The sequence below is a fragment of the Halorubrum sp. SD41 genome (assembly GCF_058630335.1).
This window is the reverse complement of the sequence record NZ_JBZVGZ010000018.1, coordinates 41,415-59,611: the sequence shown is the minus strand read 5'-3', so window position 1 is coordinate 59,611 and position 18,197 is coordinate 41,415. Positions and strand designations below refer to the sequence as shown.

General features: G+C 70.0%; 18 protein-coding genes. 6 read left to right on the top strand and 12 right to left on the bottom strand.

Translation table 11 applies throughout. From position 1 onward, the window contains the following. Positions 1-5: 5 nt before the first annotated feature. The 4 genes from AC4NMM_RS10145 to AC4NMM_RS10130 all read right to left on the bottom strand — a co-directional run bounded on the left by AC4NMM_RS10145 (position 6) and on the right by AC4NMM_RS10130 (position 4,572). Positions 6-1,280, bottom strand: coding sequence for an RNA-guided endonuclease InsQ/TnpB family protein (locus AC4NMM_RS10145; RefSeq protein WP_096395528.1), 1,275 nt, complete (start codon positions 1,278-1,280; stop codon positions 6-8). A gap of 232 nt (positions 1,281-1,512) precedes the next feature. After that, positions 1,513-2,559, bottom strand: coding sequence for a dipeptide epimerase (locus AC4NMM_RS10140; RefSeq protein WP_491924191.1), 1,047 nt, complete (start codon positions 2,557-2,559; stop codon positions 1,513-1,515). Further along, positions 2,556-3,614 (bottom strand): N-acetyltransferase DgcN family protein, encoded by a 1,059-nt coding sequence (locus tag AC4NMM_RS10135; protein ID WP_491924190.1) that lies wholly within the window; start codon positions 3,612-3,614, stop codon positions 2,556-2,558. The genes AC4NMM_RS10140 and AC4NMM_RS10135 overlap by 4 nt, the downstream gene beginning before the upstream one ends. A gap of 640 nt (positions 3,615-4,254) precedes the next feature. Then, on the bottom strand, positions 4,255-4,572 hold the full coding sequence (locus AC4NMM_RS10130; RefSeq protein WP_096395534.1) for a DUF5785 family protein: 318 nt from the start codon (positions 4,570-4,572) through the stop codon (positions 4,255-4,257). A gap of 145 nt (positions 4,573-4,717) precedes the next feature. On the opposite strand from AC4NMM_RS10130, the gene AC4NMM_RS10125 reads away from it, so the two are divergent. Continuing rightward, the gene (locus AC4NMM_RS10125; protein ID WP_491924189.1) at positions 4,718-5,185 is read left to right on the top strand and encodes a hypothetical protein; all 468 of its coding nucleotides are present in this window, start codon (positions 4,718-4,720) and stop codon (positions 5,183-5,185) included. Positions 5,186-5,198: 13 nt separating this feature from the next. On the opposite strand, the gene fdhF is transcribed toward AC4NMM_RS10125, so the two are convergent. Beyond that, on the bottom strand, positions 5,199-7,343 hold the full coding sequence (fdhF, locus tag AC4NMM_RS10120; protein WP_491924188.1) for a formate dehydrogenase subunit alpha: 2,145 nt from the start codon (positions 7,341-7,343) through the stop codon (positions 5,199-5,201). Between the two features lie 237 nt (positions 7,344-7,580). Between fdhF and AC4NMM_RS10115 the strand changes: the two genes are divergently transcribed. Next, entirely contained in the window at positions 7,581-8,750 is a 1,170-nt protein-coding gene (locus AC4NMM_RS10115; RefSeq protein WP_491924187.1) for a glutathione-independent formaldehyde dehydrogenase, read from the top strand. 49 nt (positions 8,751-8,799) lie between these two features. Here the strand turns inward: AC4NMM_RS10115 and AC4NMM_RS10110 are convergent, their stop codons facing one another. Beyond that, positions 8,800-8,967, bottom strand: coding sequence for a hypothetical protein (locus tag AC4NMM_RS10110; RefSeq protein WP_491924186.1), 168 nt, complete (start codon positions 8,965-8,967; stop codon positions 8,800-8,802). A gap of 173 nt (positions 8,968-9,140) precedes the next feature. Between AC4NMM_RS10110 and AC4NMM_RS10105 the strand changes: the two genes are divergently transcribed. Continuing rightward, a complete protein-coding gene (locus AC4NMM_RS10105) occupies positions 9,141-9,293 on the top strand; it encodes a hypothetical protein (RefSeq protein WP_172863967.1) in 153 nt (50 codons plus the stop codon). A gap of 10 nt (positions 9,294-9,303) precedes the next feature. Here the strand turns inward: AC4NMM_RS10105 and AC4NMM_RS10100 are convergent, their stop codons facing one another. Then, on the bottom strand, positions 9,304-10,473 hold the full coding sequence (locus AC4NMM_RS10100) for a CobW family GTP-binding protein (protein WP_491924185.1): 1,170 nt from the start codon (positions 10,471-10,473) through the stop codon (positions 9,304-9,306). Between the two features lie 90 nt (positions 10,474-10,563). Between AC4NMM_RS10100 and AC4NMM_RS10095 the strand changes: the two genes are divergently transcribed. After that, positions 10,564-11,184, top strand: a complete 621-nt coding sequence (locus AC4NMM_RS10095; RefSeq protein WP_491924184.1) for a hypothetical protein — start codon at positions 10,564-10,566, stop codon at positions 11,182-11,184. Between the two features lie 5 nt (positions 11,185-11,189). On the opposite strand, the gene yqeC is transcribed toward AC4NMM_RS10095, so the two are convergent. Then, positions 11,190-11,921 (bottom strand): selenium cofactor biosynthesis protein YqeC, encoded by a 732-nt coding sequence (gene yqeC, locus AC4NMM_RS10090; protein WP_096395546.1) that lies wholly within the window; start codon positions 11,919-11,921, stop codon positions 11,190-11,192. A 142-nt stretch (positions 11,922-12,063) separates the two neighbouring features. Here yqeC and AC4NMM_RS10085 point away from each other — a divergent pair, with 142 nt between their 5' ends. After that, positions 12,064-13,971, top strand: a complete 1,908-nt coding sequence (locus AC4NMM_RS10085) for an aldehyde ferredoxin oxidoreductase family protein (RefSeq protein WP_491924183.1) — start codon at positions 12,064-12,066, stop codon at positions 13,969-13,971. 34 nt (positions 13,972-14,005) lie between these two features. Here AC4NMM_RS10085 and AC4NMM_RS10080 read toward each other — a convergent pair whose 3' ends face one another. Further along, positions 14,006-14,332 carry a DUF7976 family protein gene (locus AC4NMM_RS10080; RefSeq protein ID WP_096395550.1) on the bottom strand — a complete coding sequence of 109 codons (327 nt, stop codon included), beginning with the start codon at positions 14,330-14,332 and terminating at the stop codon, positions 14,006-14,008. Further along, positions 14,329-15,372 carry an Mrp/NBP35 family ATP-binding protein gene (locus AC4NMM_RS10075; protein WP_491924182.1) on the bottom strand — a complete coding sequence of 348 codons (1,044 nt, stop codon included), beginning with the start codon at positions 15,370-15,372 and terminating at the stop codon, positions 14,329-14,331. The genes AC4NMM_RS10080 and AC4NMM_RS10075 overlap by 4 nt, the downstream gene beginning before the upstream one ends. Positions 15,373-15,492: 120 nt before the next feature. On the opposite strand from AC4NMM_RS10075, the gene AC4NMM_RS10070 reads away from it, so the two are divergent. Continuing rightward, positions 15,493-16,302, top strand: a complete 810-nt coding sequence (locus AC4NMM_RS10070; protein WP_491924181.1) for a response regulator — start codon at positions 15,493-15,495, stop codon at positions 16,300-16,302. Between the two features lie 12 nt (positions 16,303-16,314). Here the strand turns inward: AC4NMM_RS10070 and AC4NMM_RS10065 are convergent, their stop codons facing one another. Continuing rightward, positions 16,315-17,118, bottom strand: coding sequence for an isopentenyl phosphate kinase (locus AC4NMM_RS10065; RefSeq protein WP_491924180.1), 804 nt, complete (start codon positions 17,116-17,118; stop codon positions 16,315-16,317). Then, complete coding sequence (gene mvk / locus AC4NMM_RS10060) at positions 17,115-18,131, bottom strand: mevalonate kinase (protein WP_096395557.1); 1,017 nt, start codon at positions 18,129-18,131, stop codon at positions 17,115-17,117. Before mvk ends, AC4NMM_RS10065 begins: the two co-directional genes overlap by 4 nt. Positions 18,132-18,197 lie beyond the last annotated feature (66 nt).

The window sequence follows — 18,197 nt, the reverse complement described above, 5'->3', positions numbered from 1 at the left end:
CTACCCTACTCGCTCACGGCGCTGCCGTTCGCTTCGTTGAGGGTAGGGCTTTCGCGTGGACTCCCGTTCTGGCCATCGCTGGCAGGCTCGTAATCGCCGTTCACGTTCAACGTCCCGCGATTCAAGCGCACGTTTACGGGTGCGCCTCCACCCGACGACGTTTGCGCCGAGCGGAGATGCTTCAGACCGATATTCTTCGCCGCGTTGTAGTCGGCGTTCACTTCGTAACCGCACTTCTGGCAGCAGAACCGCGCTTGTGTCTCGCGGTTTTCTCGGAGTGTCGTCCCGCACTTGGAACACCGCTGGGAGGTGTAGGCGGGACTCACCTGTTCGACGGAGATGCCGACGACTTCGGCTTTGTACTCGACGTACTCGAACACACGTTGGAACGCCCACGCGTGGAACTTCTTGGCGTTCGGCATCCGCTCACGAATTCCGGTCAGGTTCTCGAACGCGATCACGTCACAGTCGTGTTCGACGGCTTCTGCGACGAGTTCTTTCGAGACGGTGTGTAAGAACTGGTCATAGCGCCCCGTCTCGGTACGTCCAACCGACTGGATGGTTTCGTGGGCGGCCCGGGTTCCACGTCGTTGGAGCGACCCGCGCCGCTTCTCGAACTCGCGGTGCCAGTGGTTCAGCTCTGCCCCGTTCCAGAACGTGCCTGTTGATGTGACGGCGACGTTTTCGATGCCGAGGTCAACGCCGAGGACTGTGTTGTGCCCGTCGTTGCCGTCGTCGGCAGTCTCGAACTCCGCGTCCGCCTTTGTGCGGACGTGAAGGTAGAACTCGCCGTCGCGGTAGTGTAGTTCTGCGCCCGTCACGTCGTAGTCGTCGTTGAACAGATACTCCGAATGAGGCGTCTTGCGATCCTCGTCGGGGAGAACATATCTGGCGGTGATACGTCCCTCGACGGTCGAAAGCGTCGCGTGGTCGTCGTTGAACGTCGCACATCGCTTGTCGTAGACGAGCGTCGGGGCGGAGAAGCACGGCTTTCCCGCGTAGTCACCCTGTTTCCAGCGTGCGACAACGCTCTGGACGGCGTCGGCGGCCTTGTTGCGAGCGTTCTGGACGAGATTCGCTTGGAGCCTCGTTTCGGCCCGCACGTCGTTGTAGGTTTCACGCTGGAGTTGGGCTTTGCTCGTCGTCTTGTACTCACCTTGCCAGGCGTGGTCAACGACGTAGTTGGCGGCCCACAGGAACTCGGAGATGGTTTCGTGGAGGAGGGCGGCGTCGCTGTCGGCCACGTCAAGTTTGACGGGGACCGTGCGACGTACCTCCATCCGTAATTCAGACGTTACGCTAAGTCTTTGTAATAATACTGTTTTTGGAGGAGAGTTAGCCACGTGTAGAACGTGGTAATGACGGTATCATGTCGGTTTCCTCGCCGACCTACTTGCTCCCTTCGGTCGCTCCTTGAGGTCGGGGGCTCCACCTTGAATTACGCTGAGGTCCGTTCCGCCTCCCGCTCGGTCCCCCCGGTCCCCGTCTTTCCCGTCCCCGCTTCCGATTAGCTCACTCCGACGCCGAGCGCGCGCCGGTCCCCGCGCGGTCCTGCCCGCCGAGGCGGATCTCCCCGTCCGCGAGGTCGACGCCCTCGTACGGGTCGTCGGCGAGCAGCAGCGAGCCGTCGACGTCGGCGTAATCGAGGAGCGGCGCGAGCTGCGCGGCCGCCGCGATGGAGGCGTTCGACTCGATCATACAGCCGCACATCACCTCCAGCCCGTGCGCCCGCGCGGCGGCGATCAACCGTCTCGCCTCGGAGAGGCTTCCGGCCTTCATCAGCTTCAGGTTCGCGATGTCACAGCGATCGGCGATCGCGGGCACGTCCGCGGCCGTCACGCAGGACTCGTCGGCGGCGATCGGCAGCTCGGAGCGCTCGTAGACGTACCGCAGCCCCTCGGGGTCCTCGGCCGGAACCGGCTGTTCGACGAACTCCACGTCGCGGTCGGCGAGCCACGCGCTCTTCGCGACCGCCTCCTTCGGCGTCCACGCCTCGTTGGCGTCGACGCGGAGCCGCGCGTCGGGCGCGGCGTCGCGGACCGCGTCGATCAGCTCCCGATCGCGGTCGGTGCCGAGCTTTATTTTCAGCACGGAGTAGCCGGCCTCGACGGCGTCGGCAGCCTTCTCGCGCACGCGCTCGGTCTCGTCGAGCCCGACGGTGAAGGAGGTCTTCGGGGCGTCGCTCGGGTCGAGCCCCCACAGGCGGTACAGCGGGACGCCGAGCCGCTTCGCCGCGAGGTCGTGGACGGCGATCGAGACGGCGCAGCGGGCGGCGGGGTTGCCGTTCACGACCGCCCGCAGTTCGCCCTCGATCTCGCGGATCGCGTGGGGGTCGCCGACGCGCTCGACCGCGTCGAGGAGGGCCGGCATGACCGCCGCGACGGTGTCGGCCGTCTCGCCGTAGTGGGCCGACGGCGCCGCGCCGCCGATCCCGGTCATCCCCGCGTCGTCCGTGATCCGGACGACCACGTTCTCCGCCTCGGTCCGGGTCCCCCGCGAGATGGTGAAGGAATTTTCGAGGGGGAGCGAGACCCGTTCGAACTCGGTTTCGAGGCTCATTCGCCGCCGAGCCCCGCGTCGACTATCGCGTCCACGATGCGGTCCGCGCCGTCCCGGACCGGGTCGGCGGCGGGGACCCCGACCTCGTCGCCGAAGTCGGTCACGGCGTCCGCGGCGGCCGCGTCGTCGGCCACGTCCTTCGTGTTGAGCGCGCCCGCAACGACGCTCGTCTCGTGGACCGGCGCCGCCAGGTCCTCGTAGAGGTCGACGTAGTCGGCGAGCGGCGGGAGGTCGAACGACTCGTAGCCGTGGACGGCCTCGCGGCCCGCGGCGTGACAGAGGACGAGGCCGTCCGCCATCGACCCGTGGAGGATGCCGCAGGTGACCGCGGAGTAGGCGGGGTGGACGATGCTCCCCTGCCCCTCGACGACGAGGAGGTCGTGGTCGTCGCCGGCCTCGACGAGCATCTCCTCGACGGCGCCCGCCGCGAAGTCCGAGACGACGCGATCGATCGGGTTCCCCCACCCGGCGATCATGATCCCGGTCTGTCCGGTGGGGACGAACGCGGCGTCGATCCCGCGCTCGCGGGCGGCCGCGACGATCTCCAGCGACGCGGTCATCTTCCCCACCGAGCAGTCGGTGCCGACCGTGAGCACCACGTCGGCGTCGACGTCGCCGGACGCCCCGGAAGCGACCGTGAGGTCGTCGTCGGGCTTCCGCACGTCGACGAGGTCGACGCCGTGCTCGCCGGCCAGCGCGGCCAGCTCCGCGTCCTCGTTCAGGAAGTAGTGGAGGCCGCTCACCACGTCGCAGCCGGCCTCGATCGCGGCCTCGACGTCACCGCGCCACGACTCGTCGAAGCCGCCGCCGATGGGCGCGATCCCGATGTAGAGGGCGTCGAGGTCGCCGTCGGCGGCCGCGTGCGCGTCGGCGAACGACTCGACGATCGGCGCGTCCGAAACCCCCGCGACGTGGTCGCGCACGCGGTCGCCGGCGCGGTCGCGGTCGAGGACGCCGCACACCTCCTGGTCGCCGTAGCGCAGCACGCCGAGCGCGGTCTTGGCGCGGTCGGGGAACTTCTCGTGGGCGAGGACGGCGATCCGCTCGTGGTCCATGGTGGGTCGCTCGCCCCGGGAGTTCTTAAAGGAGTCGAGCGCTCGACGAGCGGCCGACTCGATCGCGGCGATTCCGTCCGACGAGACTCCGATCATCGACGCGACATTTATAAACGAACTGCGGTGGCGCGTGCCTGCGAGCGGCCGCCCCCGGCGGCCGCGAGGCAGCACGCGCGAGGGAGTCAGTCGGCCGGAGCGTAGCGGAGGCCGATTGACGAGGCTGGGGAGGAGTGAGGTGCGGGGCGGTGCTGTGCGGGGCGGGACTCAAAGGGGCAGCCGCGAGGGCGGCGCAGGCGACGTAAGCACCGCAAGGAGTGAGCGAAGCGAACGACTGAGGAGCGTGGTTCGAGAGAGCAAAGCTCTCTCGTCATCCCGAAAATCTCTGATTTTCGGGCGACAGCGAGCGTGCGCCGCCCTCGCGGCTGGGGCTTTGGAGGAGTTCCCTGCCGATCCACAGTTAGTTATTTATAAGCGAGCGGCTGGGGCTTTGGAGGTGTCCGCCGTTGACCCGCGATCAGCCATTTAAAAACGAGCGGCTGACCCTTCAGGAGGCGTTCGCCGCTGATCCGCTGTCAGCTATTTATAAGCGAGCGGCTGGGGATTCCTCAGAAAGACCGACACTGAGATTAAAAAGCGCGTATTAAGCGCTGCCGTCGACGAACTGCTCGGCGCCCTCGTAGAACCAGTAGCCGTTCTCGCGCATCGCGCGGCCGAGTTCCTGGTGGAACTCGACGAAGTCCGCGAACTCCTCCTTTTCGACGCCCTCGAAGATCTCCTCGACGGAGACGACCGTCTCGAAGTCGATCCGGATCGGGTGGTCGCCGTACTGCTCGACGTACTCCGCCGCCGTGAGCGGGAAGTCCTCCTCCTCGTCGATCTTCTTCGCGAGCACGGCGTGGCCGTACTGCCGCATGCCCTCGCTCCCCTGCTCGCCGTCGGGGTCGTGTGGCCAGTCCATACCGGGGAATTCGCCGGATCGGGGATAGTGGTTTCGGATGCGGCGGTGCCGGCCGACCGCGCTCCGCGACCTGCTCGACCCGCACCTCCGCCCTCCCCACCGGGCCCGCACAAGAAACTTCCCGCCAGTCCGCGTAACTCCCGACGTGCGCCGCAGAGCCCTCCTCGCGTCCGCGGCCGCCGCCTCGACCGCCTCGCTCGCCGGCTGCCCCACCCCGCCGTGGACCGACGACCCCACGGAAATCGACGGCGCCGAACTGACGTTCCGCCGCGAGTACGACGGCGACCTCGACGTCCCCGGGTCCGGCGGGAACGACGTCGCCGAGGTGCGTCGACGCCTCGATGAGGACCCGCCGCGGCTGGTCGTGGCCGGGTCGCTCCTCGACGGTCCCCGGCGCTGCTATCGGGTCACGCTGTTCGAGGCGGCGCTCGACGACGGCACGCTCCGGCTCCGGATCGTCTCCGAGGACGACCCCGACTCGGACGTCGACCGCTGTTCGGACGTCGCCGAACCACATCCGTACTCGGTCGCCGTCGCGTTCGCCGACGCCCCCGTCCCTGACCGCGTCGAAGTCCATCACGGCGACGAGACGGTGCTTGAAGAACGGATATAAATGCCGACGTCGCTCAGTCGTCCGCCGATGCCGGCGAGTCGTCGCCCGCGGCCTCGATGTCGACCTCGATCTCGGCCGACGCGGCCTTGTACTCGGGGATCTTCGAGCGCTCGTCGAGCACGTCGTTGGTGAGGCGGTTCGCGGAGGCGGCCGCGAAGTGCGGCGTGGTCCAGACGACCCCCTCCTTGATGTCCTCGGTGACGTCGGCGCGGACGGTGATCTCGCCGCGGCGCGACTTCAACACCACGTCGTCGCCGTCCTCGATACCGTACCGCTCGGCGTCGTTCGGGTGGACGTCGACGAAGTTCTCCGGGTGCTGCTTCGAGAGCGTGGGCGACCGGCGGCTCATCGTCCCGGTGTTGTAGTGCTCTTCGAGCCGCGCCGTGGTCAACACGAGCGGGTACTCCTCGTCGGGGACCTCCTTCGGCTCCTGATGGACGACGCCCTCGATGCGGCCGAGGCCGTCCTCGGTCTCGAACTCGTCCTCGTAGAGGAACGGGTCGCCCTCGTCGCCCTCCTCGTAGCAGGGCCAGTGGAGCCCCGTCTCGCCGAGCGCGTCGTAGGTCATCCCGTGCATGATCGGGCACACCTCGCGCAGCTCCTCGAACACGTCCTCGGGGCCCTCGAAGTCGAACTCGTCGCCGCCGAACAGCCGCGTGCCGACCTCACAGAGGATGTCGAGGTCGTGTCGCGTGTTCTCGTGGACCTTGTGGACGCCGCGCATGCGCTGGACGCGCCGGTCGGTGTTGGTGACGGTGCCGTCGCGCTCGGCCCACGTCGTCGCCGGGAGGACGACGTCCGCGAGCTCGGCGGTCTCGGTCATGAAGATGTCCTGGACCACCATGAAGTCGAGCTCCTCGCGGAACCGGCGCTCCGTCTCGTTGCCGTCGGGCTCGCTCATGATCGGGTTCTCGCCCATGACGTAGAGCCCGTGGACGGTGTCGCCGATCGCGTGGGAGATCTCGACGTTCGTCAGCCCGGGCTCCGAGGGAATCTCGAAGCCCCACACGTCCTCGACGGACTCCCTCGCCTCGTCGTCGTCGACGAGCTGGTACCCCGGGAGGACGTTCGGCATCGCGCCCACGTCGCAGGTGCCCTGGACGTTGTTCTGCCCGCGCAGGGGGTTGACGCCCGTCCCCGGGCGGCCGAGGTTCCCCGTGACGAGCGCGAGGTTGATCTCGTTTTGAACGTTGTCGACGCCGCAGGTGTGCTGGCTCATCCCCATCCCGGTGAAGATGGCCGCGTCGTTCGCCATCGCGTACTTCTCGGCGGCGAGCTCGACGTCCGCCAGCGGCACCCCGCACTCCTCGGCGGCCGCCTCCTTGTCGAAGTCCGCGAGCGTCTCCTTCAGGTGGTCGAACCCCTTCGTGCGCGCTTCGACGAACTCCTCGTCGATCCAGCCCGCGTCCGGCTCTTCCTCGTGGCGCTCCAGGATCGTCTTGAGGACGATGTTCAGGAGCGGAATGTCGGTCCCCGGCTTCAGCTGGAGGTGCATGTGCCGGTCGGTGTCGTTGATCTCGAACGACCGGGTGGTCTTGTTCGCGTGCGGGTCGACCTGGATGACGGTCGCGCCCTCCAGCACGGCCTGCCGGAAGTACTGGCTGTTGGCGATCGGGTGCTGCTCGCCCGGGTTCGCGCCCTGGATCCACAGCACGTCCGCGGAGTCCTCTAAGTCCGCCATGCTGTTCGTCATCGCGCCCATCCCGAGGCTGGTCCGCAGCGCCCAGACGGTCGAGGCGTGACACATCCGCGTGCAGTTGTCGACCTGGTTCGTGCCGTACCGCCGCGCCAGCTTCTGGATGAGGTAGTTCTCCTCGTTGAACGTCTTCGAGGAGCCGAAGAATCCCATCCCGTCCGGGCCGTGTTCCTCGCGGATTCCCTCCATCTCGTCGACGACGCGGTCGAGCGCCTCCGACCAAGTCGCCTCGCGGAACTCGCCGTCTTCCTTTATCAGGGGTTCCGTCAGCCGGTCCTCGTGGTCGACGACCTGCGTCGCCGCGCCGCCCTTGATGCAGACGCTCCCCTCGTTCACCGGCGCGTCGCCCCACGGCATGAAGCGCATCTCGCCGGGTTCGTCGCCCTCGAGGACGCGGATCCCGCAGCCCACGCCGCAGTACGGGCAGATCGTTTTCGTCGCGTCGTCCGGCTCACTGGACATCGGTCTCATCGCCCCCGTGTGTGTTCATACCACATGATCTATCGTCGCCGTCCATCAGTGTACCGGTGGTCCCCGTCAACGAAGGAGCGGGCGAGGCAGAAAGTGAGCGCGCAAAAAATCAACGAAGCGGAAGGTTCGCCGAGTGGCTTAACATCGATAGGTGACAGGTTATTAATGGTAATATATAATGGAAAAACATTTACTACGGTTTGTTAACACGTTACAACCGGAACCAACATGAAAGCTGTTGTCTATCAAGGCCCGTACGACGTGGCCGTCGAAGACGTAGACGAACCGGAAATAGAACACCCGAACGACGTCGTCGTCGACATCACGACGTCCTGTATCTGCGGGTCGGACCTCCACATGTACGAGGGACGGACCGCGGCCGAGGAGGGGATCATCTTCGGCCACGAGAACATGGGGATCGTCAGCGAGGTCGGCGAGGCGGTATCGACGTTAGAGGAGGGCGACCGCGTCGTCATGCCCTTCAACGTCTCCTGCGGCTTCTGTCAGAACTGCGAGGAGGGGTACACCGGCTTCTGTACCAACGTCAACCCCGGCTTCGCGGGCGGCGCGTACGGCTACGTCGCCATGGGCCCGTACCCGGGCGGACAGGCGGAGAAGCTGCGCGTCCCGTACGCCGACCACAACGCGCTGAAACTGCCCGAGGGCCGCGAACACGAGGACGCGTTCTCGCTGCTCGCGGACATCTTCCCGACGGGGTGGCACGGCACCGAGCTGGCGAACCTCGAGTCGGGCGAGTCCGTCGCCATCTTCGGCGCGGGACCGGTCGGGCTGATGGCCGCCTACAGCGCGAAGATCAAGGGCGCGGCCGAGATCTACGTCGTCGATCAGGTGCCGAGCCGACTTGAGCTCGCGGAGGAGCACTGCGACGCCCACGCCATCGACTTCTCCGAGGGCGACCCGGTCGACCAGATCATCGAGGAGCACGGCGGGATGGTCGACAAGGGCGTCGACGCGGTCGGCTACCAGGCGACCGACCCGGACGACGTCGACACCGAGACGGAGGACTACTCCTACCAGCCGGCCAAGGAGAATCCGGCGGTCGTGATCAACAACCTCATCCGGGTCGTCCGGCCGACCGGCGAGCTGGGAATTCCCGGGCTCTACGTCCCTGAGGACCCCGGCGCGCCCGACGACATGGCCGCGCAGGGGCGACTCGGCATCGACTTCGGGAAGTTCTTCGAGAAGGGGCTCAAGTGCGGCACCGGGCAGTGTAACGTGAAGGAGTACAACCGGTACCTCCGCGACATGATCATCGAGGGCCGGGCGGACCCGAGCTGGGTCGTCTCGCACCGGGTCGACCTGGAGGAGGCCCCCGAGATGTACGAGGCGTTCGACGCCCGCGAGGAGGGCGTCACGAAGGTCCTGCTGGAGCCCTGACTCCCGAACGACTCTCGCCGGCGTTCCGACTTTTTTCGCTCCCGACGCGTCAGGCCCGGAGCCACGCCTTCGGGTGTTCCGCCCGGAGATGCGACTGATACTGCGAGACCAGCTCCGGATACCCGTCGGCGACGCAGTGCCACTCGCAGTGGTCGCAGCCCCGCTCGACCGCCTCGTCGTCGCCCTGAACGTGTCCGCCGCGTCTGTATGTGACCATGATGAGATTTCCGCCGCGGCCGGTCCGCGTCGATAGTTACCGTACGTCACGGACGGAGTTCACTCTGTCGGCGTTCGGGACGCGCGGCGGCGGTCCCGTCGGTCCCGCCTCGTCCGTCCCGTCCCGTCGCTCCCGCCGAAACCCGTATGTCGATCCCTCTCGTGGCTACTCGTATGTGTAAGTACTGTAACTGGGCGTTCCACGACGAGTGGGGGCAGCTGCTGAAGTACGACGACGTCTACCAGTCGGCGGTCGGGGCCGAGACCGAGTCCACCCACGGGTTCCACGAGGAGTGGGACGACCTACAGGCCGAGCTCGGGATCTGACTCGTCGGCCTCACAGCGGGAACGCGTCCGCAGCCGCCTCCTCGACGGCCGCGGTCTCCCCGTCGGCGTCGGCCGTCGTCAGGCCGTCGAGCTCGCCGCGGATCCGCGCCTCGTCCATCTCGCTGCCGATGAACACGAGCCGCGTCCGCCGGTCGTCGTCGGGCTCCCACTCGCCGATGGGACCCGCCTGTACCGAGGGGCCGGCCTGGCTCACGCCGATCACCTCGTCGGTGCCCGCGACGTTCGCGACGCCCTTCGCCCGAACGATCGCGCCGTCCCAGTCGTCGAGCCAGTCCGCGAACGGCTCCGGGTCAAGCGCGGCGGCCGAGCGGTAGACGAACGAGTCGACCCCGTGGGCCGCGGCGGCCCCCTCGGCGTGGTCGTGGTCGTGCGCGTGGCCGCCTCCTCCTTCTCCGCCCTCGCTCGCCGCGTCGCCCTCGTCCGCCGCATCGCCCTCTCTCGCGGCGATCTCGCGTTTCCACCCCGGCGACCGCTTGGCCGTCTCGAAGTCGAACCGCCCGGTGTCGAGCACGTCGTCGGGGTCGACCTCGGAGTAGCTCGTCTGGATCCGCTTCGCACGCGGCCCCAGCCGGTCGGCGACCGACTCGATCTCGTCGAGCACGTCGTCGGGGACCATGTCAGTCTTGTTCAACACGAGCACGTCGCAGAACTCGATCCCCTCGACGAGCACGTCCGCGAGGGGGCGGTCGGCCGCCGGCTCGCCGTCGCCCGGGAGGCTCTCGCCCGCGTCGAACTCCTTCCAGAACCCGTAGGTGTCGAGGACGGTCACCATCGTGTCCAGCCGGAAGCGCTCGGTCGGGTCGACCTCGCTGTCCTCGGTCCCCTCTGTGAACGCCCGCGCGACCGGGATCGGCTCGGAGATGCCCGACGACTCCACGAGCAGGTAGTCGAACTCGCGCGACTCCGCGAGCGCCGCGGCCTCCGAGAGGAGGTCGTCCTGAAGCCGGCAGCAGATACACCCGTTCGAGAGGTCGACGACCCCCTCCTCGTCGTTCTCGCGGGCGACGAGCTCGGCGTCGACGTTCACCTCGCCCATGTCGTTTAAGATGACCGCGATCCGCCTGTCGCCGGGGTTCGCGAGCAGGTGGTTCACCAATGTCGTCTTCCCGGCGCCGAGGTAGCCGCTGAGTACCGTGACCGGGATCCGGTCGTCTGTCATACGTGTTATCAGTGTCCACGCCAGTATGAAACGATCGATCGGGACGGTCGAGACGAACGTTCATCCGTGCCACCGCCGTACCGCGAGTCGATGGACCTGACCGAGTCGACCGTCCGGGAGCGCGCCCGGGCGTACGCGGCGGCGGAACCGCTGTACGACGTGGAGCGCCAGCACGTCGAGACGGTCCCGAAGACGTTCGCGGGCGACGAGTACGGGCGCCGGGACGCGCAGTGGATCGTCCGGTGGTACTTCCGGCGGTACCTCGGCGAGTACCCGGACCGCGAGCGGCGCGAGCGGGAAGAGGCGTTCCGCGACAACGAGTTCGACGACGTGATCGACGCCCTCGACGCCGCCGTCGACGCGGTGGGCGTCGGGGGAAGCGAGGGCGGCCCCGCGGACGCGACGGAGCCGGACGTCGCCGCCGCGCTCGACGCGCTCACCGCGCTCGACGGGGTGGACGTCGCGGTCGCGTCCGGGTTCCTCCAGTTCCTCGCCCCCTCGCGGTTCGTCGCGGTCGACCGCCGGACTTGGGAGGTGCTGGCCGCCGCCGGCGAGCTCGACGACCCGTATCCGGACCCGCCCTCGGTCGCCGACTACCGGCGGTTCGACGAGGCCTGTCGGGCCGTGATGGACCGGACCGGCGTCGACGCGTGGACGCTGTACCGGGCGCTGTGGCGCTCGTTCGAGGAGGTTTCGGAGGAGGACTCGTAGGGGATCTACTCGACGACCTCGACGACCGGGTCGTCCGCGATCAGGCGCGTGAGGAGGACGCGCGGCACGTTCGCGCGGAAGAGGATCTCACCGGCGATCGCTCGGGCCGCGTCCGCGTCCGCCTCGTCGTCGACCTTGTTCACGACCGGGATCGCGGTCGCGTCGCCCGGGACGCCCTTCAGCCCGCCCGCGGGGCTCGCGAGGACCGTCGCGACGTCGGCGGGGCGGATCTCGTCGCCGATCTCGCGGCCCGTGATCGCGGCGACCTCCTCCGGCCGGTGGACGAGCTCCTCGGTGAGCGGCTCTCCGACGACGTGCGCGCTCGCGATCGGGACGACCACGTCCGCGTTCGACGGGATCTGCGGCTCGTGGTCGCCGGGCGCCTTGAACTCCCGGAGCCGCGCCCCGTCCGCCTTCACGAGCGTCGCGCCGGGCGCGGCGTCGGCGATCTCGGCGACGGCCTCGGTGTCGTACCCGAGGTACCGGTCCGAGCGCTCGCGTTCGGGGACCAGCCCGAGCGGCCAGTCGCCGTCTCCCGCCTCGTCGAGCGCGCCCACCGGGTCCTCGGTCACGCGGACCGCGGCGACCCGGTCGTCGAATATCGGTATCCGCACGCTCGCGGTCACGACCGACCGGTCGAGCCGGTCGGCGAGCGCGAACAGCGTCGACTTCTTGCCGCCCGCGCCGACGACGCAGACGGTCGCGTCGCGGGCGTCGAGCGCGGTCGTGAAGTCCATACCCGGACGTTCGCCCGCCGGCGGCCTCACTCTAACGGTCGGACCCTCGGGCGGAGGGGGAACCGCGAGGGACTCGACCCCCGCGGGCGCTCGACCCCCGCGGCGAACAGATTGATACGTCCTCGCCGCGCAGGGCATCCAAATGAGTCGGCGCCGCACCCACGTCCTCCGCGTCGACCTCTCGACGGGTGAGACCGCCCGTGAACGCGTCCCCCGCGACTGGCGACGCGACTACGTGGGCGGGAAGGGACTGGGGGCGCGCTACCTCTACGAGGAGCTGTCCCCGGGGACCGACCCGACGGCCCCGGCGAACCGCCTCGGATTCTTCGTCGGGCCGCTCGCGGGCTACCTCCCCGGCGAGACGCGCTACGCCGCGGTGACCAAGTCCCCGCTCACCGGCGGCTTCCTCGACTCGTACGCCGGCGGCGAGTTCGCCGATCGGCTCGCGGGGTCGCTCGACGACTGCCTCGGGCTGCTCGTGACGGGCGCCGCCGACCGGCCGGTCCGGATCGAGGTCGAGGACGGCCGCGCCCGGATCGAGGCGAGCGACGCGTGGGGCGCCGACGCGGCCGAGACGGACGAGCGATTCCCGGACGCCGGCGTCGCCTGCGTCGGTCCCGCGGGCGAGCGCGAGGCGGCCTACGCGACGGTCGCGAGCGACGGCGGCGATCACCACGCGGGCCGCGGCGGCGCCGGCGCCGTGATGGGTTCGAAGCGGCTGAAGGCGGTCGTCGGCCGCGACCCGCCGCCGACGGTCCCCGACGACCTCGCTAAGCTCCGCGACCGCGACGCGGCGGCATACGGCGACGATCCGACCGGCGAGTGGCAGGCGGCCGGCGAGACGGTCGAAACGGTCGACTACGCCAACGAGGTCGGGATCCTCGCCGCGGAGGGGTGGACGGGGACCGGCTTCGACGGCGCCGACGACATCGGCGTCGAGGCCGCGCTGGAGCGCGCGACGGGGCGCGAGGCAGTTGCCGACGCCGGCCAAGGCGAGGGCCCCGCCGTCCCCGGCGGCTTCCGGATCGACACGCCCGACGGCGAGGTGGTCCCGCGCGGCGCGGCGCCGATCACGCTCGGGGCGGGCCTCGGCATCGACGACTTCGACCGCGTCGTCGACCTGTGCGGGGTCTGCGACCGGCTCGGCCTCGACGTGATCGGCGCGGGCAACGCGGTCGCGTGGGCGATCCGTGCGGGGGAGGCGGGAGTCGTCGACTGTCCGGTCTCGTTCGGCGACGCGGCGGGCGCCGAGCGCCTCTTGGAATCGATCGCGGCCCGCGAGGCGCCGCCGGACCTCGACGTCCACCCGGACCTGCCGGACGCGCTCGCCGACGGGATCGACGCCGCGGTCGCCCGGTTCGGCGGCGCGGACCTCGTGCCGACGGTGAAGTCGATGGCGCTGCCCGGCTTCGACCCCCGCGCGGCGGTCGGCGTCGCGCTCGCGTACGCGACGAGCGACCGCGGCGCGTGCCACCGCCGCGCGCGGCCGCAGGACACCGAGCCCCTGGCCCGCCCGGACCGGTCCCCGACAGACCGGGTCCGCGACGTGGTCGGCGAGCAGAACGCGCGCTCGGTGCTGTGGAGCCTCGTCGTCGACGACTTCGTCGGCGAGGCGGTCTGGACCGACCTCGGCGCCGAGTGGCTCGCGGCGGTCGACCACCCCGCGGTCGCCGATGTCGACCGCGGCGGGGACGCCGAGTGCGAGGCCGACGCCGACACGCGGAGCGACCCGGTCGCCGCGCTCGCGACGACCGGCGAGCGGATCTGGACGCTCACCCGGCTGTTCAACGCCCGCGAGGGGTTCGACCGCGACGACGACGCGCTCCCCGAGCCGCTCCGCACGGCCGCGGCCGACGGGACGCCCGGCGTCGACGTCGACGCGTTCGACCGCCTGCTGGACCGCTACTACGCGGCGCGCGGCTGGGGGGACCGCGGCCTCCCGACGCCGGCGGGGCTCGACCGCCTGGGACTCGCCGGCGTCGTCGACGACGCGACGCCGCTCGACGACCGCCCGATCGACCTCGCCGCGGCGGCCGAGTCGGACGACTGACCGAGAGAACCGGATCCAAGGGTTTTCCGGAGGCTCAGCGACGCAGCCCGCCCTCGGCCTTGATCCGCATGATGTGCCGGACGTTGAGGTAGATCTCCTCGGGCGACGTCTCCTCCTCGTCGTCGTACAGGTCCGAGACGCGGTAGAGAATCGCCGAGAGCTGCCTGCTCTCCGAGCTGTCCCCCCGAACGTCCTCGGCCACGTCCCGGAGGAACTCCCGTACCTCGTCGTCCGCGGGAAACTCCGCCTCCGACGCGTCCTCCGGGACGACCGGGTCGACGCCCGCGGCCGCGAGCGGGTCCTCGTGGTCGGCGTCGGCGCCCCCCTCGGAGGCGGAGGCGTCGTCGTCCGCGTCGGTCATCGCCCCTCGCTCACCCCGCGGCGGCGGACGACGCCGGCGTTGTTCGCGACGTTCTCGACGAGCACCTTGAACGCGTCCGCGGTCTCGCCGTCTTCCAAGACGACGGGCTCGCCGTCGTCGCCGCCGGTGCGCACGTCGGGGTCGAGCGGGATCCCGCCGAGGAACGGGAGGTCGTGCTCCTGCGCGAGCGCCTTCCCGCCCCCGGAGCCGAATATCTCGTGGAACCCGCCGCAGTCCGGACAGCGGAAGCCGGCCATGTTCTCCGCGATCCCGAGGACGTTCGTGTCGTGTTTCCCGAACATGCGGAGCCCCTTCACCGCGTCGTCGAGCGCGACGTCCTGCGGCGTGGTGACGATCACTGCGCCCGTCAGGGGGAGCGTCTGGAGGATGGTGAGCTGGGTGTCGCCGGTGCCCGGCGGGAGGTCCATCACGAGGTAGTCGAGCTCGCCCCACTCGACGTCCTCGACGAGCTGGGTGATGATCTTGTGGACCATCGGGCCGCGCCAGATGACGGGGTCGTCCTCGCCGGTGAGGAAGTCCATGCTCATCAGCTTCACCCCGAACCGCTCGGGAGGCACGATCGTCTCGCCGTCCGTCTCGGGACGCTTCTCGGCCGACACCATCCGCGGCACGTTCGGCCCGTACACGTCGGCGTCGAACAGGCCGACGCGGGCGCCAAGTTGGGAGAGCCCGGCTGCGAGGTTCACCGCCACGGTCGACTTCCCAACGCCGCCTTTCCCGGAGGCGACCGCGATCACGTTCTGGACGCCGGGGAGCACCTGCTCGTCCGGCGAGAGGTCGTCCGGGATCGACGCCGACAGCTCGACGTCGAACCCGGTGTCCGCGAGCGCCTCGCGCACGTCGTCGGCGATTTCCGACTCGTTCGGCGAGAAGGGGGCGCCGAGCGCGAGCGACACGCGGACCGTCCCCGCGCCCTCGTCGACCTCGACGTCGTTCACTAAGCCGAGCGAGACGATGTCGTCGCCGAGGTCGGGGTCCCGCACGTCCGCGAGCCGCTCTCGAACGTCCGCTTCGTTCATACCCGGACGGAGGGAACTCGGTCGAATAAGGGTTCTGTACGGGGCGCGCTCGACCCCGCCGCGCGCGGATCGCCGAATCTGCCAACATGCTTATGCCGGATTGTCGAAAACACTGCGGCGATGGCACAGCGCACCCCGTCCGGGGATCGGATCCGGGTCCTCCACGTCGAGGACGACGAAGCGTTCGCCGACCTCACCGCGGCGCACTTCGATCGACTCGACGCCGACATCCGACACGAGGCGGTCCCCACCGTCGTCGCCGGACGGCGTCGCTGCCGCGAGGAGTCGTTCGAGGCGGTGATCTGCGACTACGACCTCCCGGACGGTACGGGGATCGACCTCCTTGAACGCGTTCGCGACCGCAACCCGAATCTCCCCGTCGTCTTGTTCACCGGCAAAGGCAGCGAGGAAGTCGCGAGCGAGGCGATCTCCGCGGGCGTCACCGACTACCTCCAGAAGCGCGGCGGGACCGACCAGTACGAGGTCCTCGTCAACCGAGTCCGCAACGCGGTCGACCGATACCGACTCATGCGACAGGTCGACCGCGTCGCCGCCGCGCTCGAGGCCGCCAGCGAACCGATCGGTATCCTCGGCGCGGACGGCACCTACCTGTTCGTCAACGAGGCGTACGCGTCGGTGTACGGGTCCACCCGGAGCGACGTCCTCGGGACGCACTGGACGAACTTCTATCCCGAGGAGGAGGTCGAGCGGTTCTCCGAGGAGATCCTTCCGCGGGTGACCGACGAGGGACACTGGAACGGCGACGCCGTCGTTCACGGTTCGGACGGCGAGCTGGTCCGCGAGCGACTCGCGCTCACGCACACGACCGACGGCGGACACGTGTGTATCGTCAGGGGAACGGAGCCGATCGAGGAGCCGTCGGCGAGCGATTCGACAGACGGTCCCGACGGGGCGGGAGGGACAGACTGAGCGCCCGCGGCGTCAGGCGATCCGCGTCCCGGCGCCCTCGCCGCGCAGGAACGGCGCCAGTCCCTCCGCGCCGAACACGTACGCCGGGGCGTCGAGCGCGAGCAGCTCCCGCACCTTCGCGGCCATGCCGCCGGAGACGTCGGTGGCGTCGCTCGCGCCGAGCGCGTTCGAGACAGTCTCAAACGCGTCGATCACGTCGATCACGTCGCCGTCGCCGTCGAGGACGCCGGGGACCGTCGAGCAGACGCCAACGCGGCGCGCGCCGAGCCCGGCCGCGAGTTCGACGACCAGCTCGTCGCCCGAGACGACCGTCACCCCGTCGCCAGCCGTCGCGACGCCGTCGCCGTGGAGGACGGGGACGAACCCCTCACCGAGCAGGGTCGCCGTCGAACCGAGCGGGAGGTCGAGCCCGCCGTCGGCGCCGTCGGGCCGCGCCGCGAGCGACAGCGGGTGAACGGGGACCGCCGGCACCCCCCGCTCGCGGAGGCGCTCCAGCACGTGCGCGTTCAGCCGCTTCATCGCGCCGTGGACCGCGGCCACCGCCTCGGCGTCGCGCGTCCCGTCGCCCGTCGACACTCCGCGCTCGCTGGCGTGGTGGTGCCCGAAGCTCCCGCCCCCGTGAACGACGACGAGCCGGCCGACGTCGCCGGCCGCGAGCGCGTCGGCGACGGCGTCGCAGGCGGCGTCGAGCGCCGCCTCGTCCAGCGTCTCCGGGCGGTCCTTCTCGGTGATCAGGCTCCCGCCGAGCTTGAGGACGACGGGGGGTGCGGCGTCGTCAGCGGCGTCGGCGTCGAGATCGGCCTCGCCGCCCGTCACGGCTCCACCACCCGGACGCCCTCGGTCGCCAGCTCGGCGCGGAACGCCTCCTCACAGCCCTGCGTGAACGAGAGGGCGGTCTCCGTCGCGTCGCTCTCGTCGAGCGCGACGATGCAGCCGCCCCCGCCGGCGCCGGTGAGCTTCGCGCCGTGCGCGCCCGCGTCACGCGCGGCCCATACCATCGCGTCGAGCGACCGCGCGGAGACGCCGAGCGCGGCGAGTAACCCGTGGTTGAAGTCCATCAGCTCGCCCAGCCCCGCGAGCAGCTCCGGCTCCGGGGCGCTCTCCGGGTCGGCGTCGGCGAGCAGCCCCTCGCCCGTCCGGACGAGGTCCCCGACGGACTCGACCGTGTCCGCGGCGAACTCGTGTTCCTCGCGCAGGGCGCGGACGCCGGCGACCAGTTCGCCGGTGTCGCCCGCGCCGCCGTCGAAGCCGACGACGAACGGGAGGTTCGGGGCGTCGATCGGCTCGCAGTCGTCGCCCTCGACCCGCACCGCGCCGCCCATCGTCGAGCAGAAGGTGTCGGCGCGGGAGGCCTGTCCGTCCTGTACTTCGAACTCGGCCTGATACGCCCGCTCCGCCAGTTCGCGTCGGTCGAGCGGCTCCCCGAGCGCGCGGGTCGCGGCGTCGATGCCCGCGACGACCACGGCCGCGGACGAGCCCAGTCCCGCGCCCAGCGGGATGTCGCTCTCGACGGTGATGTCGAAGCCCGCGTCGGGCGCGTCGGCGGCGTCCCGCGCCTGCTCGACGGCCGCGTCGACGTACCCCATCGCGGCCTCGACGAGCGGGGTCGGCACGTCGACGTCGGGGCGGTCGCCGGTGCCGCCGGCGTACTCCACCGTGAACCCGTCCAGAGAGAGGTCCTCGGCCTCGACGCGCACGTGGTCGTCCTCGCGGGGCTCGGCGCGCACCGTCGCGCGTCGCTCGATGGCCGCCGGCACCGCCGGCTCGCCGTAGACGACGGCGTGTTCGCCGAAGAGGTACACCTTCCCCGGCGCTTCGCAAACGGTCATACGGCGACCGTCGCTCCGCGGGCTTACAGTCGTTGCGCTTGCCGAGTTCCGGCCCGCGGCGAGGGG